This window comes from Nakamurella panacisegetis (assembly GCF_900104535.1).
Classification (GTDB): domain Bacteria; phylum Actinomycetota; class Actinomycetes; order Mycobacteriales; family Nakamurellaceae; genus Nakamurella; species Nakamurella panacisegetis.
The window spans coordinates 719,242-744,836 of record NZ_LT629710.1 but is presented as its reverse complement, the minus strand read 5'-3'; the positions used below and the strand labels follow the sequence as shown (position 1 = coordinate 744,836).

20 protein-coding genes, 1 pseudogene and 1 other annotated feature are annotated in these 25,595 nt (G+C 61.0%); of the genes and pseudogenes, 10 read left to right on the top strand and 11 right to left on the bottom strand.

Annotation, left to right across the window (positions count from 1 at the left end):
• Positions 1-13: 13 nt before the first annotated feature.
• From BLS97_RS03220 to BLS97_RS03210, 3 genes are all read right to left on the bottom strand, one after another.
• On the bottom strand, positions 14-1,330 hold the full coding sequence (locus BLS97_RS03220) for a DGQHR domain-containing protein (protein WP_090474570.1): 1,317 nt from the start codon (positions 1,328-1,330) through the stop codon (positions 14-16).
• A gap of 22 nt (positions 1,331-1,352) precedes the next feature.
• Positions 1,353-1,742, bottom strand: a complete 390-nt coding sequence (locus BLS97_RS03215; protein ID WP_157695141.1) for a GIY-YIG nuclease family protein — start codon at positions 1,740-1,742, stop codon at positions 1,353-1,355.
• 323 nt (positions 1,743-2,065) lie between these two features.
• Positions 2,066-2,698 carry a helix-turn-helix domain-containing protein gene (locus BLS97_RS03210; RefSeq protein ID WP_090474568.1) on the bottom strand — a complete coding sequence of 211 codons (633 nt, stop codon included), beginning with the start codon at positions 2,696-2,698 and terminating at the stop codon, positions 2,066-2,068.
• Between the two features lie 347 nt (positions 2,699-3,045).
• Between BLS97_RS03210 and BLS97_RS03205 the strand changes: the two genes are divergently transcribed.
• Complete coding sequence (locus tag BLS97_RS03205) at positions 3,046-4,293, top strand: IS256 family transposase (protein ID WP_090474567.1); 1,248 nt, start codon at positions 3,046-3,048, stop codon at positions 4,291-4,293.
• A gap of 242 nt (positions 4,294-4,535) precedes the next feature.
• On the opposite strand, the gene BLS97_RS22600 is transcribed toward BLS97_RS03205, so the two are convergent.
• On the bottom strand, positions 4,536-4,697 hold the full coding sequence (locus BLS97_RS22600; protein ID WP_157695140.1) for a hypothetical protein: 162 nt from the start codon (positions 4,695-4,697) through the stop codon (positions 4,536-4,538).
• Between the two features lie 105 nt (positions 4,698-4,802).
• On the opposite strand from BLS97_RS22600, the gene BLS97_RS24390 reads away from it, so the two are divergent.
• The 4 genes from BLS97_RS24390 (at position 4,803) to BLS97_RS03190 (ending at position 9,818) form a co-directional block, all read left to right on the top strand.
• On the top strand, positions 4,803-5,504 hold the full coding sequence (locus BLS97_RS24390) for a type IV secretory system conjugative DNA transfer family protein (RefSeq protein ID WP_157695139.1): 702 nt from the start codon (positions 4,803-4,805) through the stop codon (positions 5,502-5,504).
• The gene (locus tag BLS97_RS24330) at positions 5,459-5,788 is read left to right on the top strand and encodes a type IV secretion system DNA-binding domain-containing protein (protein WP_331710756.1); all 330 of its coding nucleotides are present in this window, start codon (positions 5,459-5,461) and stop codon (positions 5,786-5,788) included. The genes BLS97_RS24390 and BLS97_RS24330 overlap by 46 nt, the downstream gene beginning before the upstream one ends.
• A 1,357-nt stretch (positions 5,789-7,145) precedes the next feature.
• Positions 7,146-8,395 (top strand): IS3 family transposase gene (locus BLS97_RS03195; RefSeq protein ID WP_231988327.1). Its coding sequence is split into 2 segments (ribosomal slippage): positions 7,146-7,431 and positions 7,431-8,395, totalling 1,251 coding nucleotides; the frame shifts between segments, so codons are not numbered across the junction.
• Positions 7,430-7,558: a sequence feature (AL1L pseudoknot), on the top strand. (Overlaps the previous gene by 129 nt.)
• A 260-nt stretch (positions 8,396-8,655) precedes the next feature.
• Positions 8,656-9,818 (top strand): IS3 family transposase gene (locus BLS97_RS03190; RefSeq protein WP_407938038.1). Its coding sequence is split into 2 segments (ribosomal slippage): positions 8,656-8,923 and positions 8,923-9,818, totalling 1,164 coding nucleotides; the frame shifts between segments, so codons are not numbered across the junction.
• On the opposite strand, the pseudogene BLS97_RS03185 reads toward BLS97_RS03190, so the two are convergent.
• Positions 9,801-10,405, bottom strand: a pseudogene (locus BLS97_RS03185) (transposase); the annotation flags it as partial. The gene BLS97_RS03190 and the pseudogene BLS97_RS03185 sit on opposite strands and share 18 nt — an antisense overlap.
• Before the next feature lie 61 nt (positions 10,406-10,466).
• On the bottom strand, positions 10,467-11,663 hold the full coding sequence (gene dndA, locus BLS97_RS03180; RefSeq protein ID WP_090474565.1) for a cysteine desulfurase DndA: 1,197 nt from the start codon (positions 11,661-11,663) through the stop codon (positions 10,467-10,469).
• A 118-nt stretch (positions 11,664-11,781) separates the two neighbouring features.
• Between dndA and dndB the strand changes: the two genes are divergently transcribed.
• Genes dndB through BLS97_RS03155 form a run of 5 tightly spaced genes read left to right on the top strand, consistent with a single transcriptional unit; the run spans position 11,782 to position 18,277 of the window.
• The gene (gene dndB / locus BLS97_RS03175) at positions 11,782-12,918 is read left to right on the top strand and encodes a DNA sulfur modification protein DndB (protein ID WP_090481183.1); all 1,137 of its coding nucleotides are present in this window, start codon (positions 11,782-11,784) and stop codon (positions 12,916-12,918) included.
• Positions 12,915-14,456, top strand: coding sequence for a DNA phosphorothioation system sulfurtransferase DndC (dndC, locus tag BLS97_RS03170; RefSeq protein WP_090474564.1), 1,542 nt, complete (start codon positions 12,915-12,917; stop codon positions 14,454-14,456). Before dndB ends, dndC begins: the two co-directional genes overlap by 4 nt.
• Complete coding sequence (gene dndD, locus BLS97_RS03165) at positions 14,453-16,423, top strand: DNA sulfur modification protein DndD (protein ID WP_090474563.1); 1,971 nt, start codon at positions 14,453-14,455, stop codon at positions 16,421-16,423. The genes dndC and dndD overlap by 4 nt, the downstream gene beginning before the upstream one ends.
• Before the next feature lie 4 nt (positions 16,424-16,427).
• Positions 16,428-16,820, top strand: a complete 393-nt coding sequence (gene dndE, locus BLS97_RS03160; protein WP_090474562.1) for a DNA sulfur modification protein DndE — start codon at positions 16,428-16,430, stop codon at positions 16,818-16,820.
• Positions 16,820-18,277 carry a DNA phosphorothioation-associated putative methyltransferase gene (locus tag BLS97_RS03155; RefSeq protein WP_269457489.1) on the top strand — a complete coding sequence of 486 codons (1,458 nt, stop codon included), beginning with the start codon at positions 16,820-16,822 and terminating at the stop codon, positions 18,275-18,277. The genes dndE and BLS97_RS03155 overlap by 1 nt, the downstream gene beginning before the upstream one ends.
• Here BLS97_RS03155 and BLS97_RS03150 read toward each other — a convergent pair.
• From BLS97_RS03150 to BLS97_RS03135, 5 genes are read right to left on the bottom strand one after another with little or no spacing between them, the layout of a single operon-like run.
• On the bottom strand, positions 18,264-18,734 hold the full coding sequence (locus BLS97_RS03150; RefSeq protein ID WP_090474560.1) for a DNA phosphorothioation-associated protein 4: 471 nt from the start codon (positions 18,732-18,734) through the stop codon (positions 18,264-18,266). The genes BLS97_RS03155 and BLS97_RS03150 overlap by 14 nt on opposite strands.
• Positions 18,731-20,788, bottom strand: coding sequence for an AAA family ATPase (locus BLS97_RS03145; RefSeq protein ID WP_090474559.1), 2,058 nt, complete (start codon positions 20,786-20,788; stop codon positions 18,731-18,733). Before BLS97_RS03145 ends, BLS97_RS03150 begins: the two co-directional genes overlap by 4 nt.
• A complete protein-coding gene (locus BLS97_RS22590; RefSeq protein ID WP_157695138.1) occupies positions 20,785-20,946 on the bottom strand; it encodes a hypothetical protein in 162 nt (53 codons plus the stop codon). Before BLS97_RS22590 ends, BLS97_RS03145 begins: the two co-directional genes overlap by 4 nt.
• 39 nt (positions 20,947-20,985) lie before the next feature.
• On the bottom strand, positions 20,986-23,118 hold the full coding sequence (locus tag BLS97_RS03140; protein WP_090474558.1) for a DEAD/DEAH box helicase family protein: 2,133 nt from the start codon (positions 23,116-23,118) through the stop codon (positions 20,986-20,988).
• Positions 23,115-25,340: a sigma factor-like helix-turn-helix DNA-binding protein gene (locus BLS97_RS03135; RefSeq protein WP_157695137.1), complete on the bottom strand. Its 2,226-nt coding sequence runs from the start codon at positions 25,338-25,340 to the stop codon at positions 23,115-23,117. The genes BLS97_RS03140 and BLS97_RS03135 overlap by 4 nt, the downstream gene beginning before the upstream one ends.
• Positions 25,341-25,595: the final 255 nt, after the last annotated feature.

Sequence of the window (25,595 nt, the reverse complement as noted above, 5' to 3'; positions counted from 1 at the left end):
CCTCGCGGCTGCGTCACCCGGTGACGGGCGTAGGCAGGTTATAGATCTTGTACTCGTCCTCGCCACCCTCGGACTCATCGGCCTCGTCGACGCGCTCGTTCTCATCGACACCGCGTGCCTTGGCAACCCGCTGACGAACAGCCTCCTGAGCCTCGGCGGTCATCTTGTCCGCCGCGACGAGGTAGGCGATCAGGTCGGCCGTCACCTCGTAGTTCTCGTTGCGGGCGATGATGCGGTTGTTAGGCGCAATCAGGACGTGCCGCCACTGGTCGGCGGTGAGGTTCCAGTCGATCTTGTTGGAGCGGCTGATCGCCTCCTCGAGGCTGAGCCCGAGGTCGACGGCCCGAGCTAATCCGCGGAAGAACACGATGTGTGTCGCGGGCTTCAACAGCAGGCTGGTGGGCTCGCCGTCCTTGCGCATCGCGGGGATCTCCGCGGGGTTGGCCAGCGCCTCCCGGAAGGCCTCGATGCCGTCGAGCACGGCCAGCCACCACTCCTTGACGTGGCCGTAGGCCTCATCCAGGCGCTCCTCCTTGGGCCGGACAACGTTCTTCTTCTCGTTGAACTCGTCGTGCATGCCGTAGTGAGCGAGCACGGTCTGCACCGTCTCGTACACCGCGCTGATCGTCGTGAACTGCGTGCTGCGGTCCGCGAGCGTGTTGCTCTTCCAGTTGACGATCAGATCGCCCTTGCTGTCCTTGTGCCCCAGAGGCTCCCCCTCGCGCAGCAGCCAGCGGGTGAGGATGGCGTAACCGTCATCCTCGCTGGTGATGATGTTGTCGCCGCGGCTAGTGGGCTTGGCGTTGCGGTTGATCTTGTTGAAGATGCGCCGCGTGTGCTCCGAGTCGACGTAGGGCACGAAGATCACCGACAGCTCATCGGTGGGCACCTCACGGGCGTATTCCCCCTGCGTGCCGGCCGACTGAATCACCTCGCGCAGCGCCGCCATGCGGTGCTGTCCGTCGAGCACCACCAGCTCGCCGCCGTTGATGGTCAGGAAGCCGATGTCGCGGGCGATCGACCGGTACGCCGCGGGCACCTTGGTGACCACCTCGTCCAGCGCCTCGTAGGTGACTTCGGCGTTGTAGACCAGCACGACGATCGAGCTGAAGAAGCGGTCCGCCGAGCGGGCCAGGTAGGGAGCGATCTCGTCGTGCACGCGCTTGTCGTTCAGCTCGCGCTGGAGGCGCTCTTCGATCGAGAAGTTGGCCCAGTCGTCCATCTCGCGAGCGGGACGGGCAGCCGCGACGAGCTCACGCGCCGTCATCTTGGCCTCGTAGAACTGCGTGGTCCCCATGCGACCACTGATTACGGGAACAGTTGTTGCCATTTCAGGTCAGTCCTTTCAGGTTTCAGTGCTTGTAAAGGAGTCGATTGCAGAGGGGTTGAAGCGAGCGGATGAGCGTGCGCTCGAGATCCGCCTGGTCGACAAGGTCGACCGACATCCAGCTGAACTCCATGCGGCCAAGGGGACGACGCAGCGCCGCGGTGACGCGGCTGTTGTGGCTGTCCCAGTAGTGCTGGAAGTAGCGCTGGTAGAGGTTCGCGGTGCGACCGACGTAGAGAACGCCGCGCAGGTCGTGGATGAGATAGACGCCGGGGTCGGCAGGCACGGAGACCGAGCCGCCAAGCGTGTATCGCACCGTCCCGTCGAGGACCATCTGGGGAGGGTCGTGCACCAAGGCTTCGCGGTGATCGAACGTGGTCACGGCGTCCGCGAGGGACCTCGGCTCGATCGTCATAGACATGTCATCTGGGTTTCCTTTCAGGCGATTTGGATTGAGTGTTTGCTTGTGGGGCTGGCGCTGACAGGTCTCGTGCGGGTCGCCGGCGCCCTGTAGTAGGCGGCTCCGTCCGCTGAGCAGCTTGCGCTCACCGGGCCGCCGGAGCTATGGTCCAGCCATGGCCAACACCCCTCCAAGTTTGTAGTTCCTGATCTGTTGTTTGCAGTAAGACTACCACTTACAGGAGTGTTGTCAAGAGTTTTGCTGATGTTTTCGCAAACACCTGTGTCGGTTGGTCAGCAGCGCCAGGTCCTAGGGCGTGCCTCCGCGTCGCTGCCCAGCTACCGGGGCTTCAGTCGCTGCCGCACGGTTTCAGCGTCACAGCTGAATTGCTGGCCAAGCCGTTCATAGGACCAGCCCTGTGCGCGCAGCCGGATGGCTGTCTCCAGGTCTTCCGGCCGAAGGCCTTGGCGCCGGAGCGCGACCCGTGATCGACGCAGCTTGTCGGCAACGGTCGTCCGATGGACACCGAACTCTGTGGCCAGCACGTTCATCGAGGCCCCAGCTCGGTAGCGGGCGCAGAGCTCTTCTACATCCTTCGCCGTCAGCCGGCGCTGCTCCTGCCGGGGCAGGCGAGGCGACGTCGAATACCTGCCAGGCGGACAACTTCCAAGGTCGTCAATAAGGTCGCATAAGTTCGAGAGTTCTCCCGTGAGGACCACCAGAACACGCTTACTCGAAACATCGTCCAAAAACATGTCGGCGAGTACGGGTGTTCGGTTTTCCCTCAGACCCCTGACCATCCGGTCAGGGGTCTTCTGGTTCGGGGTCGCGCCACTCGCCAATCTGCAGGCCGCTGCTGCTTCTTGCACCTCCTGGAACGGCGGCTTCAGCACGCCGTACACGGCCAAGGTCTGTTGCTCCGTCTGCAGGTCGTCGAGATTGAACTGCGCGTAGAAGGTGCTGTTGACCATGCGTTTCCCAGAGTCGGATGCTCGCTCGTACAGTCGTGCGGGGTCAGCTACCAGAGCCAGGCACGCTCGAAGCCGTTCCACACCGATTGTCAGCTCCGCGTCTGCGTCCTCAAACCCCGACTGAAGACGAGCCTTCTCCAATGCCAGCGCGTTCGACCGCTCCTGGATCTTGGCGCGAGAGAGAAGACCGTCAGCTGCGAGGTCGATCAGACGCTGGTTGAGTCCTGCAGAGTGGTGTACGACCCCGACGCTCTGAGATCCGTCGGCGTGTTGTAGCCGAGGCGAGGGCGGTCACCGCGTGATTCTTCAAGAGACCTCTCACAGTCGACCTGAAGGATGTTCACGCGATGACCGATGCCCACTTTATCGACCCGTCCCAGTTCCTGTCCGATCAGCTCGCCGAGGCAAGCCCCGACCTGTTGCGTTCGATGCTGTCCACGTTCATGCAGTCGTTGATGGGCGCGGACGCCGACTCCGCGTGCAACGCCGACTACGGCCAACGCACCCCAGAGCGGACGAACTCCCGCAACGGCTACCGACCCCGTCAGCTGGACACCCGGGCCGGCACCATCGAACTGGCGGTGCCGAAGCTGCGGACCGGCAGCTACTTCCCGGAATGGTTGCTCGAGCCCCGCAAACGCGCGGAGAAAGCCCTGACCTCGGTGGTGGCGACGTGCTACCTGCTGGGCGTCTCGACCCGCCGGATGGACAAACTCGTTCAGTCGCTGGGTATCTCGGGTTTGTCCCGCTCGCAGGTGTCGGTGATGGTCAAGGACCTCGACGGGCAGGTCGCGGCGTTCCGCAACCGCCGGCTGGACCAGGGCCCGTACACGTTCGTCGCCGCCGACGCCCTGGTACTCAAGGTGCGTGAGGGCGGCCGGGTCGCCCGGGTCCACGCGCTGGTTGCGACCGGCGTCAACGCCGACGGCTACCGCGAAGTGCTCGGCATCGACGTCACCACCAGCGAGGACGGCGCCGGGTGGTTGCAGTTCTTCCGCGGCCTGACCGGCCGCGGCCTGACCGGCGTCAAACTGGTCACCGCCGACGCCCACGCCGGCTTGGTCGCCGCGATCGGGGCTACGTTGCCGGGGGCGTCGTGGCAGCGGTGCCGCACCCACTACGCGGTGAACCTGATGGCCCAGACGCCGAAGTCGTCGTGGCCGTGGGTGCGGACGATGCTGCACTCGGTCTACGACCAGCCTGACGCCAAAGCCGTCGACGCACAATACGACCGCATCTTGGAAGCGCTGGGCGAGAAGCTCCCGAAGGTCGCCGCGCACCTGGAAGAGGCACGGCCGGACCTGACCGCTTTCACCGTGTTCCCGAAGGAGATCTGGCGGCAGATCTGGTCCAACAACCCGCAGGAGCGCCTCAACAAGGAGATCCGTCGGCGCACCGACGTCGTCGGCATCTTCCCCGACCGGGACTCCCTGATCCGACTGGTCGGCGCCGTCCTTGCCGAACAGCACGACGAATGGGCCGAAGGACGCCGCTACCTCGGCCTTGACGTGATGACCCGCGCCCGCGGCGCCGAGGAACCCGAACCAGCGAAGGAGGCAGCCACCGAACCCACCCTGCAGGCCATCGCAGCCTGACCCAGAATCACCGGTGACCGCGCCTTGCTACACCACGTCCTGGGACTTGACCACGTATTTCAAACCGGAAGGCGGCGTTGACGCGTTCCTTCGACGGAAAATCGACGCGGCAAAGCGGCGGGGGCAGAATCCCCAATCGATTGACCTGAGTGCAGTGCGACGTGCCGCGCCGCAAGGTCCGATCAAGAGCGTGCCAGCGTCGCCACCAAAGCAACCACGTCTACAGGGGCCTCAGTCCTCCGTTAATGCACGATCATCGAATACGCCGCCTGGGCCTCCTCGACCGCCAGTGCCAGCTCGCTCTGTCGCCAAGACGAGTGCGCCACCGCCCAAGCCTCCCACGCCGCCAGCAGTCGCAAAGGCAGGGCCCGCTGTACCTCGGCCCGCAGTGGCAAAGGCAACACCGCCCACACCTCCGGTTCTGAGGCAGGTAGCGTCGGTCCGTCCCCCAACGGGCCCGGCCGGACCTCGCCGGTAGCATCCATGCGCACGGAACGGGAGGGCACCTTGTGAGCGCATACGATCAGGCAAGGCGGCTTCTGCAGGACGCTCGCTCTATCTATCTCGGGCGAGAAAACTCGGTGCCGCTATTTGCATCGAGCGCTGACCACTCGTTGGTGCTTGGACCGCCCCGTTGTGGGAAGACGAGCGGACTACTGATTCCGTCAGTGGCCGTCCACCCCGGACCAGTGGTTGTGACCTCAACGCGTGCCGACATAGTATCGGCAACGCTTGCAGCCCGGCAGGAGATCGCCAGCCGAGCCGGATCTATGGTGGCCACACTCATATTCGATGAGCCTCAGGAGTCACGGAGCCCGCGCCGATCGTGGTCAGTGACCGACGGATGTGCGGACTGGGGTACAGCGCTCGATCGAGCGAATGTTCTCGCGGCCACTGCGATCCACGATGAGAAAAACGGCTTCTTCCGAGATGCAGCTCGCGATTTGTTGGCCGGGTGCCTTTTCGCTGCGGCTCTTGCGTCCGAGTCGGATCGCGTAATGGTTGGCCGAATCAGGCGTGGTGAAGTCCAGTATTACCAAGACCTTATTGAATATCATACCCACGACTATCATCCGGCGCGGCTGGTGCTGTCCGGAATAGTTGATCCAAATCAGATGGCGGCTGAGACGCGCCAGAGCGTATACGCCACTGTTTCAGCTCAATATTGGGGCAGTTTCTGTACCCCCAGGACGAAGCAGTTGAATGGATAAGTTTGGCCGAGTTTGTAGCTGGTTGGAACACGCTGTTTATCATAATTCGTCATGAACGAGCAAAGGCTGTTCAACCGTTAGTCACGGCGCTCGTCGAGGCCGTCACCGCCGCATGGAGGAAGGCCGCTGCTACTCGAAGAGACGGAACACTGCTGCTTGCTCTGGATGAGGTGGCGAATGTCGCGCCGCTACCTCACTTGCCGACTCTTCTTACTGCAGGGGCCGGGGACGGAATTCAGTGTGCCTTGGGGATGCAAGAACCAGGTCAGTCGACTCGATGGTGATCGGAGGCCTCGATAGTACTGGGTTCCGCGACACATATCGAGGTATTCGGGGGTCTCCGGAATGTAGACTATCTTGCCTCCTTAGGTGAGATGCTGGGGCGTCGCGTTGTTCATGACCTAAAGGTTGAGGTGAAGCCTAACCTTCCGATGGGTAACCGGTTTGCTGATGAAGCACGACTAATTAGTGAGCGCACTGAACTGGAGGCTGCTTGTTCTGCCGAACCGGTGAAACGCCGTGAGCTAACTCGGAATAAGACTGGCACGCGTCTCGCTGCTCAGCGAATGCGAGACCACATCCGCAACCGTATTGATACACTTTCTCCAACGCAAGCCGTGATTGCTGAGCTCGACCAATGGACGACCGCTCGGCAAGTCGCTGAACGGCGGCGTGTTTTCGAACCCGAAGACATATCCCGGTTGCCACGTGGGAAAGCTGTTCATGTCTCTCGTGACCGTACAGGTACATTGGACGTTTTGCCGTGGCATATGGATGCTTTTTGGTCCGCCTTGCTAAACGCAGGATCGCAAACTTGAGTACAAGGCATTGGCTCGGTATAACGGCGTGGGTGCTCACAGCTACGCTTGGGCTCATTGGGTCATTGCGTGGGTCTGCATCGGACGACGGCGCAAGCACAGCTTCAAGCAAATCGACAGTGTCGACGGGCGCCCGTTCTAGTGTCAGCAGTCCACCAGCACGAGCTACTACGAGTGGCAAGAATACCGCTGGAAAGACGTCAACAAAAGCAGTGGTTTCATCGCGTTCAGACCGTACTCCGTCGGTCGGACAGTGCCTTTCCAAGTCAAGCTATGAGATCGCGACGGCGTCGACCAATAGTTACTACTCGTTTCCAGCGCCGGTTAGCTGTGCGAGCAAGTCGTCGCTAATCCAGGTGGCGCTCGTGGGATCATACGCTAGCATGACCAAGCAATGTAAAAGCGATGGCCGGAATTGGGTGGAGACAACCAGCACTTACGTTTGCTTTAAAATAGTGTACCGAGTCGGGCAATGTGTTCCCGTGTGGAGAACTCCTCATGACCCACTTTCTGCTACTGCGTATCTTAGCTTGGCCGGCCCTTGCCCAATGAAATTTCCGGCGGAAATCGATCGGCCGGCAGATGTCGCTCGCGACTGGGTGAAAGGTGCCTTAAAAATTGTCAAAGTAGGTAGAAATCTTCACATTATCTCGTGTTCTACGGGGCAACGTGGTTTCACGAACGATGAAAAGATAGGAATTTGCGGCCAGGTCCTCTAACCGCGTATCTGAACTCGGATAGCGGATGTTCGTAGTAAGTGCTTTCCATCTGGTGAGTCACCCCGGCATGTCCGGACACTCCTCTTGTTAGGAAAGATGGAGTCATGGCGAGTACGTCGAAGCGGTACCCGGCCGAGTTGAAGGACCGGGCGGTGCGGATGGTGGCGGAGATCCGGTCCGATCATGGGTCGGAGTGGGCGGCGGTGGAGTCGGTCGCGGCGAAGTTGGGGATCGGGACTGCGCAGACGGTGCAGAACTGGGTCCGCCGCGCCGAGGTCGATGCCGGTAAACGGCCGGGGGTGTCGACCGAGGCGGCGGAGGAGCTGCGGAAGTTGCGGGCGGAGAACCGAGAGTTGAAGCGGGCCAACGAGATATTGAAGTCGGCGTCAACTTTTTTCGCGGCGGAGCTCGACCGCCGACAGAAGTGATCATCAGCTACATCGATCAGCACAAGGCGGAATACGGCGTCGGGACGATCTGCCGGGTGCTCACCGAGCACGGCTGCAAGATCGCGTCGTCCACCTACTACGACCGCACCCACCAGCAGCCCTCCGCCCGCGCTGTCCGGGACGAGGCGCTGTCCGCGCAGGTCAGTGCGGTGCATGCGGAGAACTACGGCGTCTACGGGGCGCGGAAGGTGTGGTTGACGCTGAACCGGGAGGGCACCGCGGTGGCCCGGTGCACGGTGGAGCGGCTGATGCGCCGGCTCGGTCTGGTCGGTGCTCGTCGGGGCAAGGTTAAACGCACCACTATCGCCGACCCGCAAGCGAAACGGGCAAGTGATCTGGTGGATCGTCATTTCGACCCGGGGTCGCCGGATCGCTTGTGGGTGGCCGACTTCACGTATGTTTCGACGTGGTCCGGGTGGGTCTACGTGGCGTTCGTGATCGATGCCTACTCCCGTCGGATCGTGGGTTGGCGATCGGCGGCGACGATGACCGCACAGCTGGTCTTGGACGCAATCGAGCATGCCATCTGGACCCGGCAACGTGAAGGGGTGCAGGACCTTTCGGGGTTGATTCACCACAACGACCGCGGATCTCAATACACGTCAGTGGCGTTCACCGAGCGGCTGGCCGACGCGGGCATCGACGCCTCCGTTGGTCGCACCGGGGATAGTTTCGACAATGCTCTGGCCGAGACGATCAACGGGCTCTACAAGACCGAGCTGATCAAGCCCCGCGGCCCGTGGCGGACCGTCGAGCAGGTCGAAGTCGCCACCCTGGAATGGGTCGACTGGTTCAACCACCGCCGCCTCTATGAGCACAACGGCGACCTCCCACCGGTGGAGCTCGAGCAGGCCCACTACGCTCAAATCAGAGCCCAGCAACCCGCTGCGTTCTCAAACCCGTAAGTGTCCGGACATGCCGGGGTGGTTCATCCCGCCTCACGTCCCAGGGGTCGCAATCGGTTCGACACGAGATGCTGTACGGCACCCGTTACGTTGAGTCGCAGCACTGATGTTGTCAGACATGCAACCCGGCAATCATAAGGTGGCCGCGGCCGGTTCGGCTCATCACAATCGACGGCGTAGTGGCGTGTCCCCGGTGGATGAGGCCGAGTTGATTTAGAGTCCTGTTGCCCCAGGTGAGGGGCAGGAAGGACATGATCGGGATGGCTGGTAGGAAGCGTCATTCGGCGGAGGACATTGTTCGCAAGCTGCGCCGGGCGGATGAGTTGACCGCTGCGGGGAGGACGATGGAAGAGGTCGCCGCGGAGCTGGAGGTGTCGGCGCCGACGTTGTACAACTGGCGCCGGCAGTACGGCGGGTTGGACGGCGACTCCGCGAAAGAGCTCAAGGACCTTCGAGAGCAGAACAGCCGACTGAAGCGGCTGCTGGCCGAGGCGGAGCTGGAGAAGGACGCCTTGCGGGAGGTGGCGAAGGGAAAATTCTGAGCCCGGCAGCGGCACGCCGCGCGGTGGACATGCTCATCGACACAATGAAACTGTCGCAGCGGTTGGCGTGCAGAGCTGTTGGGCTCAATCGGTCCACCTACCAGCGCCGCCCGATCGCTCAGACACCGGCGGATCCGGACGCTGACCTGCGGGCCTGGCTGCGCCGCTACGCCACCCAGCACCCGCTGCACGGGTTCCGGCGAGCCTGGGCTGCGTTGCGGCACGACGAGGGCCGGCAGGTGAACAAGAAAAAGGTCCACCGCCTCTGGATGGACGAAGGACTGCAGGTCAGGATCTACCACCCCCGCAAACGCGTCGGCATCAACAGCGTCCCGCAGATCGCGGCGGACGCGCCGAAGGTGGTGTGGGCCATCGACTTCCAATACGACTCGACCGTCGACGGGAAGGCCATCAAGATCGCGTCGATGATCGACGAACACACCCGGCAGTCGATGCTGCACATCGTCGAGCGGTCGATCACCGCCGACCGCCTGGTCACACACCTGCAGCAGGCGTTCGACGAGTGCGGCGGCCCACCCCAGGTGCTGCGCATGGACAACGGCCCCGAGTTCATCTCCGATGCACTGCAGGACTTTTGCCGCAACAAGGTCGGCCTGATCTACATCCCGCCCGGCACGCCCTGGAACAACGGGCACATCGAATCATTCAACAACCGACTCCGAAGGGAATGCCTGAACCGCAACCACTGGACGAACCTCCGAGAAGCCCGAGTGGTCATCGGCGACTTCAAGGAAGACCACAACCATCGGCACCGCCACTCGGCGCTGGGCTACCTCACACCCGCCGAGTACGGTGCCCAGTGCACCCACACCCACCAACCGGTGGGCTGTGAGATCGAACCATCAACCCCAAGGCTCTAGCACTGCCCGGCCTACAAAACGGGGACCTGCCAGTAGTCCTGGTCTGAACCCGCCGGCTTCCAACAGCGACCTGGCGACGTAGTTGGTCAGGTTCCTGAGCCCAGAGCCGACCCGCGGAGGTGCTCCAGACGCCCGTTGATCGCCTCGGTCGGTCCGTTGCTGGTGCCCGGCCGGTCGAAGTAGGCCAGGACGTCGGCGGCCCGTTGCTTCAACGTCCGTCCGAGAGTCCGGACCTCGCTCAGAGCGGCGGGAACGCCGCTGGCCAGGGTGTCGATGAGCTGCTTCATCTTGGTCTTGCCGGCGGATCGGTCGGGGTCACGGTAGGCACCGACCATCGCCTGGTAGACACCCCAGGTCGCCTCCACCTCCAGATGCTGGTCGTCGGCGAACAGAGCCGAGATCCGTCGCCGCTGGTTCTCGGTGAGCAGATCCGCGCCGGTCGATCGGGTGCGGCGCGCCGAATACAGCGGATCCCCGGCGCGGCCACGGTGACCGAGGCTCTGCTGGTGCACGCGGCGGCGACATAGCTCCAGGCTCTGTCCGGCCAACCTCACGACGTGAAACGGGTCCATGACTACGGTGACGTCGTCCTTCAGCTCTCCATCTTCGCCGATAACTCCCCAACGGTCCGGCTACATCCAACACAGGTCACCGCTGGCTGAGCCGGGCAAGCCGATCGGCAACAGCGGTCCAGGGGACATCCGGGGTCAAATAGCTCCAAGAGAACCGAAGGGCTCCAGCCACCTGAGCATCCTCGAGTCCTGCCGCGGTCAGGACATGACTTGGTTCGTAGCTTTGGGATGTACACGCTGATCCGTTAGATACAGCGACTACGTCCTTCAGAGCCACGATCGCGGCCTCGGAATCAACCCCCGGTACCGAGAAGTTGAGTGTGCTGGAAAGGAGACAGTCCCCGTCACCGTTTAGAACAATGCCGAGCGGAGTGAGTGCGGCCAGCGCTTGGTGGCGTACCGCCTCGCTTTCCGCCCTTCGACGCCCGCGCTCTTCTAATGCGAGAGCCGAAGCGAGCCCAAGGCCGGCGATCAGCGCAACCGGCAACGTGCCGGGTCGCAGACCGCGTTCCTGACCGCCGCCGTACATCAGCGGCTCGAGCGGTGCACGGCTGTATCCACGTCGTCGAACGATCAGGGCCCCGATGCCCTTTGGCGCAAAGATCTTGTGACCTGATACTGAGATCAGATCGATGCGTTGTGTGCGAAGTTGTCCGATCAGCTTGCCGAACCCCTGCGCGCCGTCTACGTGGAAGTACGCGTCGTGGTTCGACAGGACATCTGCAATCTGCTCGATGGGCTGGATGACGCCAGTCTCGTTGTTCGCGCTCATGATCGACACGAGGAGCGTGTCGGGGCGCAGCGCGGCTCGGACCGATTCTGGGTCGACCCACCCTCCAGGGGTAGGCGCTAGCAGCGTCACTGTCCATCCACGCTTCGCGAGCGCCTCAAGCGGCTCAAGAACGGCCTTGTGCTCGATCTGGCTGCTGATGATGTGACGCTTGGCGGTTAGCTCGCCATGCGCCGCCAGTCCGAGGATTGCGAGGTTGTCGCTCTCGGTCGCACCGCTGGTGAAGATGACCTCTTCGGGCTTGCATGCGACCACGTCCGCCACCTGGCGGCGGGCGAGGTTGACGCGTTCCTTGGCGGTCTGGCCGTACCCGTGCGTACGGCTGCCGGCGTTCCCGAACTCCTGAGCCATGAAGGTCAGAACCTCTGCCTGCACACGGGGGTCAACGGGTGTTGTCGCATTGCAGTCGAGGTAGATGGGCCGTCCGGGCTCGATCTCCAGGTCGTCGAAACCGTGGCTGTCGGTGCCGCTCACTACCGTCATGGGGGAATCCTACGCGCAAGTTCGGACCCATGTATGGAGGACTCCTGTAACATGTACGGATCTGCTCTTCCGTACAGACGAGTCCGGCTGGTAGGCAATGAAGGTGACTCAGACGAAGATGAACGACGCCAGTACCGCACCGGCCGCCCGATCTCGATCGGCGGTCTTCGAATACGTGTTCCCGGCCATCCGCGGTGTCCAGGCCGGCCGTGAGTACTACGTGACAATGTGTCCGTTACGCCTGATCCCAAGGCTCTTTGTCTTCGACGACGAGGAGCTTCCACCGGAGATGAGGGCGCAGCGGACCTTGAACAAGGCCCGCGTGCCGGAGATCGCCCGGTACGTCGCTGAGAACCCCACCACCTACGTCTTCTCGGCGCTGACGGCTTCCATCAACGCGGAGGTCAACTTCGAGGCGTTTGACACGGGCGGCGGGCGGGGGGAGCGAGTCGGCACGCTCACCATCCCTATGTCGGCCAAGTTCGTCATCAACGATGGCCAGCACCGACGCGCCGCCATCCAACAGGCCCTAGTCGAGAACCCAGAACTCGGTGACGAGAGCATCGCAATCGTCATGTTCATCGACGTTGGGCTCGACCGCTGTCAGCAGATGTTTGCCGACCTGAACCGCTACGCCATCCGCCCGTCGAAGTCCATCGGTGTTCTCTACGACCACCGCGATGAGATGTCGAGCATCACAAAGCTACTAGTGATGCGCTCCACCTTCTTCGTCGATCTAACCGAGATGGAGACGAGCAATCTTGCTGCCCGCTCGCGCAAGTTGTTTACCCTGTCGGCCCTGTACAACGCCAACAAGGCACTCCTTGATGGTGTGGAAACGTCCTCATTCGAACGTCGAGTTGACCTTGCCACCAGCTACTGGGAGCGCGTGTCAGATCAATTCCCAGAGTGGCATCAGGTGCGCAACCGCGAGGTGAGCGCCGGAGAAATTCGACGCGACTTTATTCACAGTCACGGCATCGTCTTCCACGCACTTGGCAAAATCGGGAACAGCATGCTCCTCGCCAAGAAGGACCCGGCGAGTTGGGAGACAAGATTGCGCAAGTTGCGCACAATCGACTGGCACCGCGCAAACGCCACTGTTTGGGAAGGCCGTGCGATTCTAGGTGGCAAGGTAAGCAAGAGTGCCGGAAATGTCTTGCTCACCACCGCTGCAATTCGCACAGCGCTGGGTATGCCGCTGCCACCTGAAGAGCAGCGAGCAGAAGATGCGTTCACTAGAGGAGAAAAATGACCAGGAAGAGCCTGCCGATCCGACCACGGACGCACTCTGCATTCGATGACGACGGCTTCGCCGGCACGATTGATGCGCTAGTTGCCACCACCCAGCAGCTCTACCTTGCTGACGGTGTGCCCTGGGTCGTTGGGTACTCCGGGGGTAAGGATTCCACGGCCGTTTTGCAGCTCGTCTGGATGGCGCTGGCGGGCCTTGACGTTGACCAACGAACGAAGCCGGTGCACATCATCAGCACCGACACTCTGGTGGAGAATCCGGTGGTCGCTGCCTGGGTGACACACTCGTTGGACGTGCTCGGCGCGGCGGCCACTGCTCAGCACTTGCCGATTACACCGCATCGACTTACCCCGGCGGTCACGGACACGTTCTGGGTCAATCTGATCGGGCGCGGTTACCCCGCACCTCGACCAAAGTTTCGCTGGTGCACTGAGCGTCTCAAGATCAAGCCGTCCAACACCTTCATCCGCGAGATGGTCAGATCCCATGGCGAGGCAATCCTGGTACTTGGTACCCGGAAGGCTGAGAGCTCAGGTCGTTCGCACCGCATGACCGACCTTGAGTCTCGGCGTGTCCGCGACCTGCTGAGCCCGAACGACTCCCTTCCAAACTGCCTAGTCTATTCGCCGGTGGAGAACTGGTCCAACGACGATGTGTGGACGTTCCTCATGCAGAGCGCCAACCCCTGGGGCTACTCCAACAAGGAGCTTCTGACCATGTATCAGGGTGCTTCGCCCGACGGCGAGTGCCCACTAGTCGTAGATTCCACGACTCCGAGCTGCGGCGACAGTCGGTTTGGCTGCTGGACATGCACGCTCGTGGATAAAGACAAGTCGATGTCCGCCATGATCCAAAACGATGAGGAGAAGGAGTGGATGCTCCCGCTTCTTGATCTGCGCAACGAGCTGGATGTCGCAGACGACCGGCACCTGCGTGACTTTCGAAGGATGAATGGCTCTGTTCAGCTGTTCCACGACAAGCCTATCCCTGGACCATATACTCAGGCGGCCCGCGAGAACTGGCTAAGACGGTTGCTTGAGGCGCAGGCTTGGATCCGTGCAAACGGTCCGGACTACGTGAACTCGCTTGAATTGGTCACGCTCGCCGAGCTGGAAGAGATTCGGCGGATGTGGGTGGTCGACAAGCACGAATTCGAGGACCACCTGCCCGGAATCTATGAAGCTGCAATAGGAGTGCAGTACCCGGGTAAGCCGCTCGATGAGCACCTGCCGCTTGGGCCAGAGACAGTCCAGGTATTACAAGAGGTTGCTGGCGAAGACCGGCTTCACTTCGAACTCGTACGCGAGCTGCTCGACATTGAACAACGACACCGTTCGCAGGCTCGCCGGGCCGGCTTGTTCGACTCCCTTGAAAAGGCATTGCGACGCGGCTTTTACGACGATGAGGCCGACGCCACCGCCCGAGCCCACCAAAGGAGAGCCGCGATCGATCGGACGCCTACGGGCGAACCCGAACCCGACCCTCTCGATATTGCCGACGGTTTTGTCCGCCGAACCGATGCCGTGGTGGCCCCGTGATCCTGGATGAACTGGTCCTGCACAATGTCGGCACCTTTGCGGGGCGGCACTCGATACCGTTGACGCCGCCGTCCACCAAAAAACCGGTCGTTCTCATAGGCGGCCTCAACGGAGCGGGCAAGACTACTGTGCTCGAGGCAATCCATGTAGCCCTGTACGGCGCTCTCGCTCAGCCTTCAGGGCGCCGTTCGGGCAGCTATGACAGCTACTTGCGGAGCCTGATCCACCGCGGTGTGCCGGAGACGGAGGGGGCGGCGATTGAGCTGACCTTCCATGCACATCAGGAGGGTGAAGAACGTCGGTTCTGGATTAGGCGTAGCTGGCGAAGTACCGGCGCATACATCCGCGAGATCCTCTTAGTGATGGTTGACGGTCGACACGATCACGCGCTCACCTCTACCTGGAGCGAACATGTTGAGACCTTCCTCCCGCGCGGTATCGCTGGCCTCTTCTTCTTCGATGGCGAGCAGATCGAGGCCTTGGCCGACATGGAGCGGTCCCGTCAGGTATTAGGATCGGCGCTCGCAGCCCTTCTGGGGCTCGATCTCGTCGAGCGCCTGACAACCGACCTTGCCGTACTTCGCCGTCGCCATCGGTCGCAACAGGTACCGGATGTGCTGCGCGAGACCGTGCAAGAGCGGCAAAGGACGGTTACCTCTCTTCGGCAGGCCGAGGAGGCTGCGGCAGATGCCGTAGCCACCGTCCGAGTCGAGCTTGAGCGGTCCAACAAGCGCCTGTTCGAACTGGCTGAGCGTTACCGGTCGGCCGGTGGAGACTTGCTAGATCAACGCGACTCAGCTGAGACCACCGTGACGCTGCTTCGAACTGAGCTGGCCAGGATCGAAGACGAAATACGAAGCGAGGTAAGCGAAGCGGCGCCGCTCCTGCAAACCACCGAGTTGTTGCGAGGTCTGTCTGAACAGGTGCACCGCGAATCGGCTGCCCACCGTGAACTCCTTGTCGTGGACGTCGTAGAGAAGCGCGACGCTGCCGTGCTTGCGCAGCTAGCATCTGACGCAGTGAATGCGGTGACGCTTCGGTCCATCGAGCAATTTTTGACAGCCGACCGGGATGAGCGGGCAAAGTTTGCACAAGCCAAACAAGTATCCGGGCTCCGCGATGCAGGCGGGACCGACGCTCTGCTCAGGGTTCTGCCTTCCGCCCGGCGGCGGCTCGAAGGGCTCCTAGAACGCCGGATTATGACGCGCAGCGAACTCGATCAAGCGGAGCGAGTGCTAGTAGCAATGCCAGACCCTGAGACGCTGGTGCCCCTTCGCATCCAGCGTGACGAAGCCGCGGCGGAAACGATCCGCGCTGAATCATCGCTGGAGCATGCCAGCGAACGCTTGACGTCGCTGCGCACTGATCGGGCTCGAGCCGATTCGGCTTACGAAGGCGCCCTCGATAAGGCAGCGCATGCCAACATGGCAGCCGATGACGGGCGTCGGCTCATTGAACACGTTGACCGAGTGCGCGTGACGCTCGAAGGCCTGCGTGCCGCCGCAACGCGACGTCACCTTGATCGAATCTCAGAGCTGATCCTGGAAGCACTGGGTCGACTGCTGCGTAAGGACAAGCTCATCACCGCTGTGGCCATCGACGCTGATTCCCACACTGTCGAGCTGACAGGACTCGACGGGCGTCCACTTGCCGCTCAGGAGCTATCCGCCGGCGAGCGACAACTTCTGGCTGTCGCCCTGTTGTGGGGGCTTGCCCGCGCCGCCGGCCAGCCACTACCGGTCATCATCGACACACCGCTCGGTCGTCTCGACGGCTCCCATCGGGAGCATCTCCTAGATCGGTACTTTCCGTACGCCAGTCACCAGGTCATTCTGCTGTCTACCGACACCGAAATCGATCGGTCTGCGTACGACCGGCTACGTCCGCACATCGGTCGTGCCTACCGGCTGGAGTTCAATCCAAAGACCAACGCGACAGCCGTACAGCCCGGCTATTTTTGGGAGTAGAGCTATGACACTCGAGCACATCCGGCTAACGCAGACCGCACGTGATCAGCTCATCACCTTGAAGCGTCGAACCGGCCTCACGCAGTGGAATGTCCTATGTCGCTGGGCTTTCTGTCGTTCGCTAGCCGAGCCTGCAGTACCACCGGCGGTAAAGCTCGTGTTTGATAGCAACGTCGAGATGACGTGGCGGGTCTTCGCCGGCGACCATGGCGACGAACTGTGGGCATTGTTGCGGTACCGCTGTGACAGGGACGGTCTAGCGCTCGACGATGAGACCCTGGCGCAACAGTTCCGGCTGCATCTCCATCGTGGAGTTGGCTACCTCGTCGGAGATCCACGAGTCGCGAATGTCGCCGGTCTCGCGAGCCTGGCGCTGGCTGACTCAGCCGCTGGCTGATGTCCACAGTCGCACGACATCGGACCGCGATGACGCGGTCAGCCTTGTCGCGGCCCATCGCTACGGCCGTAGCGGATGGTGTTCTCGACCCGAGCATGACCGTGTTCGACTACGGCTGCGGGCGGGGTGATGATGTCAGGAACCTGACGGCCATTGGGTACGGCGTTCTTGGGTGGGATCCTGCGCATCGCCCGCATGCCGAGCGCATCGCTTCCGATGTGGTGAACCTCGGCTACGTGGTTAACGTCATTGAGCATCCAGACGAGCGTGCTGAGACACTGCGAGCCGCTTGGGCACTCGCGCGCCGCCTACTGGTCGTGTCGTCACGTCTGACCTGGGACGCGCGCGATCTGTCCGGACGCCCCCTAGCCGACGGCCTGATCACTCGGACTGGAACCTTCCAAAAGTTCTACGAGCAGGCCGAACTCAGGGGTTGGATCGAGCAGACACTGGGTGTCCAGCCCATCGCTGCTGCACCAGGCATCTTTTACGTATTTCGTGATCCCACCGACGTCGAGCAGTTCCTCGCAGCGCGCGTCTACACAAATCGGCCGAGAGTCCAAATTGATCCCCATGAAAGTTACGACGCCCATCGCGAACTGCTAGCACCGCTCATGGCTTTCATGCGTGACCACGCCCGACAGCCACGAGCTGGCGAGCTAGTCGATCAGCAGGCAACCGGCATTCGTGAGGTGTTCGGGAGCAACGCGCGGGCGATCAGGCTGATTCGCCAAGTGACTGAGGACACCTACTGGGATCGCGTGAGTGCCCAGCGGCGAGGTGAGCTGCTCCTTTACATTGCGATGTCGCGCTTCCGCCGACGTCCGCGCTTAAGTCAATTGTCCGCAAGCTTAGCGACTGATATCAAGGCAATGTTTGGGACATACAACTCGGCATGCATTCAGGCGGACCGACTGTTGCTTGCGTGCGGCGACCCTGCGATGATCTTGGTATCAGCGCGGAGCTCGAAGGTCGGCAAGCAAACCCCTTCCGCCTTGTACGTGCATCGGTCGGCGCTCCAGGAGCTACCACTTGTGCTTCAGGTGTATGTAGCCTGTGCGCAGATTTTGACTGGGACAATTGACCAAGCAAATTTGATAAAGCTCTCAGTGCAGCAACCTCAGGTCAGCTTTCTTAGCTACCCGTCGTTCGATCGCGACCCTCATCCCGCGCTCGTGAGTGCTATGACAGTGAATTTGAAGCGACTTAGTATTGATTGGCGCGACTACCGGACATCCGACAATCCTCCGTTGCTTCACCGTAAAGAGGAGTTTCTTGGCAAAGTCGACCCAAGGCGTCAGCTCTACGAACGCCTTACACGCGCCGAGGTCCGCGCCGGGTTGTATGAACGACCTGAGGTCATCGGCACCCGCAACGGCTGGCGTCTTACGCTGGCCTCAGCCGGAGTCACCGTGCGCGGGCATCGACTTGTCCGCGATGCTTCTACGCCCAAGTGACGCCGCTCAGCAGCTCATCGACTGAGACTTGCTTGATTCCCCCGGTCTCTGTGAGGGCTTCCGTGACCAGGCCCATGACGACGAGCGCGGCCGGTTGGTGTCGCACGTTCACCTGTTCCTGTATGTACTCCAGTCCACCGTTCGCATATTCCTCGAAGATCTTGATGCGTTCCTCAGTGCGGGCACCATCCATAATTTCGGGATCGTCAGTGATGACGTTGGTGGCGATCATGTTGATCAAGGTGTCGCTGAAACCGGGCGTGGTTAGCACCTCATATCGAATCGGGTCGCCGGATGACTCAGCAAATTGAACACGGCGCTCTTGTCGGTGGCCAATCGCTGCCGCCAGCAGGAGGATGTCGCGATAGGTTTGAAACCTGCCCTCGCTCTGCAGCTCTAGCATCAGCGCTTCATGCTGCTGAGGGCGCCGTGCCCGAATCTCGCTTTGCAAAGTCATTTGATTACTTTCAGCTCGGAGTGATCGGTATCGGCAGAACGGATGTACGGGTAAGACATACCCTCCAGCTCGATGTCATCAGAAACGTTTCCTTCGGCCGTGGTATGGGTCTCAATAACCCCTAGGTGGCTGACGTATGGAAGCAGCTCTTTGACAACTTTGCCGAGTCCTTGACTCTTGCTTACCAGCACCACGAGCTGAGGCGCCATCTTCGCAAGCGCTCGTGAGACGGCCTCCTGATAGTCCTGGTCAAGAGATCCGAACGCAGCGTCCATGACAATCGGGAACGTACCTGCGTCTGCCGCCGACGCCCCTTCCGCGCGACGGCCCTTGCGAACCTCGCGGGCAATCTTGGATACAGCCGCTACAAAGCTCAGGCTAAGAATCTGGTTTTCACCAGTCGACTTCGGAACTTGCAATTGGACACCATTGACATCCTTGTGCAGCGTAAGCTCGAACCCTTCACTAAGCGTCGGGACGTGTGCCTGGTGCGTGATGCTCTTGAAAACCGCTTTTAGCTCAGCATCGAGCCGAAGGCGCATATCCTCCTCCCGAATCGATAAAATGTCCTCAAGCGCCTTCTTGACGTATTGCACGAGATCCGACCGAGACCGAGCCTTCGAGGCCAGTTCGTCAGTAACCTGAGCGCGTGACCGTTCCTTCGTCCTGTGTTCGATTTCTTTGGCGATGTTGGCGAGCTCGGTTTCAAGTGAGCCCTTGCGCTGGTTCTTGACGGCGATTCTGCCTTCAAGGTCCATGCGTTTGGTTTCCAAGTCTTGCACGCCCTCCAGTCGGCTATCCCTAAGTTTGCCATCGATCTCCGACTTGCGGGCTTCGAGTCGGGCCACGCGGTCGCGCTCGGTTTGGACTCGGCCCATAAGCATTGCCAGCGCATCTCGCAGCCCACTACGTGCATCTGCGAGTAGCGCAATCTGTCCACTGAGTTGCTGCCACGCGGTCTCGACGGCCTGAAGTCCGGCTCGTTGGCGCCATTCCTTGACGTGTTCCCACGGATCGGAATGCTCAACCAACTGCGTACCGCATATACAAGCACCGTCGTCGAGCAATTGATCAACGAACTCGCGTTTCAACGGAGCTGGCAACGCCCCTTTTTCGTACAGATTGTCTGCCACGCCTCTCGTCTTGTCGCCCAGTTCTTCAGTAAACGCCTGGAACCCCTTAGTTGCGACTAATGTGGCCTGTTCAGCAACTGCCGCATCCCGCGAGTTCTTGGCTTCACCGAGTTCGGTTGAGACTGCATCACGTTCAGCCTGAATCGGTGCCGCCTCAGCGTGCTGCCGCAACAGCTCTGTGGTTGCATCCCGCTCCTCGGCTAGGGTTGCCAGATCTGCTTCGATGACCTTAAGCTCGTCCTTGGACTTCGACTGGCGATCAGTTAGCTTATCGATGCCATCTTGAATCGCGCTTAACGTTGCACCGCCGTGCTTTGCAAGCTCGGCCGTCAACTTTCGATTCACCTTCGGCAGATGCGAAATCGCGCGTTCAACCTGCTCAAGGTCCAGTAGTACTTTGATGTCTTTCTGAACTTCGGCGTATGCACCCTTCTTGACAAGGTTCTCGATTCGCTCGCCATTGAAGAAGAAGAAGCGGCTCACCCCTACTGGTAAAATGCTTAGGACAGTTTCCTGTGGAGCGTGACTTGCTTCTGAGGATCCGTCTGCCTGGGTCGTCCATAGCTGCAGCTGGGGCGACAACCGGCCCTGTTCGTCGCCTACTTTACGCAGCGTGGCACCGCGGTGCAGGCGATAGTCTTGACCTTCGTGGGCGAAACAAATCTCAACAGCGACGTCGGCCGACTGACCCATCGGCAGACCGCGCCACACTGTGTCGGTAATCATGCGGTCTTGCTGCTCGACGTCGTCCGACATGCTGCCATACAGTCCCCAAGTAAAGGCGTTGAGTAAGGTCGTTTTGCCTGCGCCATTCGCCCCGAACAGTAGCGTCACCGGTTTGATAGCGTCTGATGTCAAGTTAATAGATTGGATGCCTTGGAACTGCCGGAAGTTTGTTAGAGTAATTGACTGGAGTTTCACGGGAGAATCTCCTTCACTGCGGCGAGCAGGTCGTCAGTCGCGTCATATGCCGTAATGTGAAGCTTGGCCCGTTCAATCTCCAGCACTCGCTTGAGCAGAGCCCGTTGCTCGTCGCTTAGATCTTCGAGTACCTGCTTCTCTGTTTGCTTTCCGCTCACTTCTTGTCCTTCCGTGATCTTGATTGCGGCTATTCACGTTCACATATTCATAAGTTGGTAGCGCTCTTTCAGTGGGCGCAGTACTTGTAGTGTAGTCGCATAGTTTTCCGATAGCCTGCCGAACTCGTTAGCTCGTTCGAGCTCGCGTACGAGCAAAGCCCGCTCGACGTTGAAGTTCGTTGGCAGCCCGCTTGGGGGAACCGCCAGGTAGTCGATAATCTCCGCTCGTTCCTTGCCTTCAGCTGGACGCAGGAGACGACCGCGGCGCTGGATGAATTGGCGTGGGTTGCTGCTGCTCGCAAGCAGGTACCCGACTCGTGCATCAGGGATGTCGACTCCTTCGTCGAGGCAACGCATCGCAACGAGTGCACGGAGGCTGTCGCCAGACGCAAATCGGCGCAACAGGACGCTCCGTTCGGCGCGAGGCGTCTCGGACACGTAAGAATGGGCGGACAAGTGCAACTCGTTACCAACGAGGTTCATTACTTCATCGATTTGCTTGGGACCAGGAGGGTCAGCGGGCTCGCTCGGTCGTCGACCTTCGGCGCAGTAAATTAACTGGAACCACTCGTCCCGGCGTGCTTTGAGGTCAGCCGTCAGTATAGATAGTTTCCCTGCTGCGTGCCCGAGGACGCCCGCTCGTTGCCGGAGGAGAAACCCGAGTGGTGAGTTTGGATCGATGTCGTCCAGGCTATTACCAACAGCGAGCCGAGCAATTCGGGCCGATAGGTCTGCATAGAGGGTTGTCTCAGTGTGGTTAAGTTCGATGAGGCGTGGAACGTACACATATCTGCAGAGCGCGCCCATCTCAATGGCCTTCCCGATACCGAGTTCGAACGCAATCGGGCCGAAGTAATTGACGAGTGCGTCAGTACCGTCGTCGTCGAACCATCGCTCGGGTGTAGCTGACAGGGCCAACCTGTATGTTGCGTTTGATGGTAGTAATGAACGATAGGTGGATGACCCTAAATTATGTGCCTCGTCCGCAATGACGAGAATCGGTAAGGAAATTCTAGAAAGAACCGATTGAAATTTTTCACCAGCGAACGATGCATTGGTCGCGACCAATGCCACGACGGAACGCTGCCCCATCCGAGCCGCGGCCAGCTGCTCCTCTACAGTTGCAAGCCATTTCTGGCTCGACTCATAGACCGCGACGGGGCGCACCCCAAAGCCTTCAACCTCGGTAATCCACTGATCAACAAGGTGGGTGAGCGGCGCCAGGATAAGCAAGACCAAGGGCTGCTCGCGCTGATGCAACACTTCTGCCAGCTTAGTCGTCGCTATCATAGCAGTCTTTGTCTTGCCAGTCCCGGTGGCCATCTTAATGATGCCTCGACCCTGCTGCCTGAACCACGCTTCGACCGCTTGGCGCTGGTAATCGCGAACTTTCAACCCCTCGGGCAACGCTAGGCGTGCCGGCCCTGTTGTGACGGTCTTGGGGGGTGTAAGGGCGTCATCGCGGCCGGGCAGTGGTCGCTGCGGTCGGTTGTTGCCCAGGTTGATCAGACGTTCACGAGCGACATCCGGAAAGCGCTCGACGGTCAGATGCGGCGTCTGGTCCGCCCATAGGGCTTGAAAGTCGGTCTCCATCCGTAAAGCGCGCTTCCCGTCACCGGGAACCCAGCCGCGATACACCTCGACCGACTCAAAGTTGGCCATCAGGCCACCGTATGTCTCGTTGCTACTACCGGTAAACGCAATTAGGTCGCCGGACCCGTCCCGGAAGATACCGATTTTCTCATGATAGATACCGACGCGTCCCTCTTGTTCAACGAATGCTAGCTTGACGTCTAACCGCGCCTCAGCAATTAGCCGACCGAGCAACCCCAGCCCGTCGAGCACGGCGTCTGGTGAGTCCCGATCGAGTTCACGGAGTGTGGCTCGCTCAACGATCTCGCGTACGTCGTAGCCGCGCTCCATATCGACAATGTCATCCTCGTTCAGCTGCGGGGAAGCGACCAGCCGCATTGTACCGCCTCGCTCGGCGAATTCGGCGATACCTCGGGCAAACAGCGCAAGGCTGGTCGAAGTGAAGTAGCCGACTGCCCGGCTGTAGGTAGTTGCGACCGAGAATGCGGGGACATAAAAGTTGGCAACGACGTCTTCCTTGTCGCTTCGGTAACGGTCGGCAAACAGCAGACTCCGCAGGCTGCGCGGTGTCGGCGTCACAGCAGGCTCAAGATGTCGTCGACCTCAGCGCTGTGTTCAACGCGCTCGGAGGACTGACCCGCCTCAAGTTCCTGGCGGATGTCAGTGATTAGGTCCGCAATCTCGCCATCGCCTCGTTCGCGATACGCGGCGATGATACTGGTGACGGGAGTGGTTGCCGGCAATCCGACAGCCACTGCCAGCGCGGCGCGCGCCTTGTCTCCTTGAAGCCCGGCTCGGGCCCCTACGAGTGTCAGGGCGTCCTCTAAGGACTTGTCCATCAGATGGCGGGCGGGCTCAAACGCGAACGTGCCGTCATCTCGGATCACGAGGAACGCTTCAGTATCGGCTTGCATATCGCCTTCCATGAGGAAACGACGGATGGTTCCGAACTGTGGCTGAGTGCCGGTCCAAGCGATTGTCTGGGGTCCGAGGGGTGTCTCTAACAGCCGGGTTTCTCCGTACTCAAGGTTGAGTAGGCTAGCGACGGCGATCGGGGCGACCGAGCCACTGCCGCGTAAGTGTTCCGTCGAGATCCGCAGGCGGTAGGCCCAGGCGTCATCGCGGCGAAACAATCGCCGGGTCCGAGCAGGTGTCTTCCGCTCTCCTCGTTTCGTATCCGCGACCCGCACAATGCCGTCCCGAGTCTCGAACGGCGGTGCACTGGCGTACGTCACCACGCTGCTCGCGCTCACGCTGTAACGGGAGGTGATTGACTCGATGAGATCATCCAGTTGAGCTGTACCACCCGACTGGGTGACTACCTCGCGAATCTTTGACCGAATGCCCGCGTAGGCGTCCATTCCCCACTCGGTGAGTGCCCAGCGGTCGCGGTCGATTCTTTTGAAACGGTCATCCACGCTCATCGCGTTGCGCAACGATCCAACGCTACGCTCGAAGGCGAAACGATCAACAATTTCCTGCGACCCGAGCGGCGTGCCCGTGACCGACAAGATCGCTGCGGCGTAGTCGCCAACCGAGGATGTGCGGCTGAAAACGTGGCCACCGTCGACGACGTAGCCTCCGCAGCTGTCGAGCCAAGCCGCCGTGACTTCGGCTTGGCGTTCCCCGTGAATCGTCTTGACCAGCGTGATTGCTTCCAATCGGACGACGCCGTACTGGTCGGCAAGCTCCTGCAACTCGACCTGGGTGTCGGCGCGAACCGCAGTCCGCGACGGCGTGAGGCACCAGCCATTCTCGATCTCGTAGCCGTCGTCGATCCGGTCAAGCACCCGCCAGGCAGGTTGCTCGACGCCTGCAACCCACTGCCCGAGTGAGGGGAAGAGTTCAAGAAGGTCGTCGAGCGGCATGACTTGTCCAATCGCATGCCGGACGGATGCCCCAATGTCGGCAAGCGCACCGCCCGGGGCGATGAGGCTAGAGAGGTGGGCGCGCTCCTTGGACTCAATTTGACGTATGCGCTCACGGGTAACCCCGAGTTCACGACCCAGCTCATCGAGCGTGGCCGGGTAATCCGCGAACATGCGTCGCGCCAAAATGTCCAGCTGCCGGTCATCGAGACCTTCGAGTGCGTCGGTCAGCTTCGTTGCGACATCCGCCCGCCGCCCGCTCGGATCCTCGATGTCCCTCGGTACTAGCTTCAAAAGCCGATCGAGAGCCTCCTTGGCTCCGGCGGGTGCCCAGGGAGGCAGCGGACCAGCCAAGACCGGCTCTTCCGTTGCGCCAATGAACGCAGCCCAGTCCGCCAGGGTTCGCAAGTCAGCGGCATACGGCGTCTGCTGGGGCGCATCCTGACCGAGCCCGCAGTGGGATCCTTTTGGTGTCAGACGGCGCGCCCCGTCCGTTATGTCCCTTGCATAACCACGGGCAGCGTGTTGTGCCGAACGGTCGACAAGCGACTGGATGATGTCATCGAGCGTGCCGGCCCCCATCCCACGCCACTGAAGCATGTCCAGGGGGCTCAGTTCATCCAGGTCGCCAGTAGTCCGGTATCCGGCGCGATGGACCATGTTTTGTCCGCGAGTAGAAAGAGATAGGCTGGCAATGGTCGTCGACGGTGGCAACGTAGGCAGCACCTCACCCAGTGCGCGATTCGACAGCCGTGAGATCAGAGATGTCGCGATTGCGCTGATGCGTTCCTCCCGCAGTTCGGGCGTACTGTCCAACGCAACGTTCGGCCAGCCGTCCGGCTGCTCATCGGAGACCACGCTTGGGAGCCAGGGGAAGGCATCTGCCCAGTTGGCAGGCGCCGCATGCCGTCCCCGGTCGAACCCCTCAGTCATCGTCGCCTCCCCTTCGCAAGATTCATGGTCCACTACCCGAGAAGTACACGGCTCGGTTGGCAGTGTGCCATCGCCCTTCGATCGTGAACTCCGCGCCCGAACGGTCAGACGGCGATCGTAACGGCCAGCGGTTGAACGTAGCGCGTCGGAGACTTAACGACACGGCAGTCAAGAGCTCGCCATCGACGCGATCACCGTCTAACCTTGCTCGCGTGAGCGCGCCTGTGTCGGATGTCACGTCGATTACCTTCAACT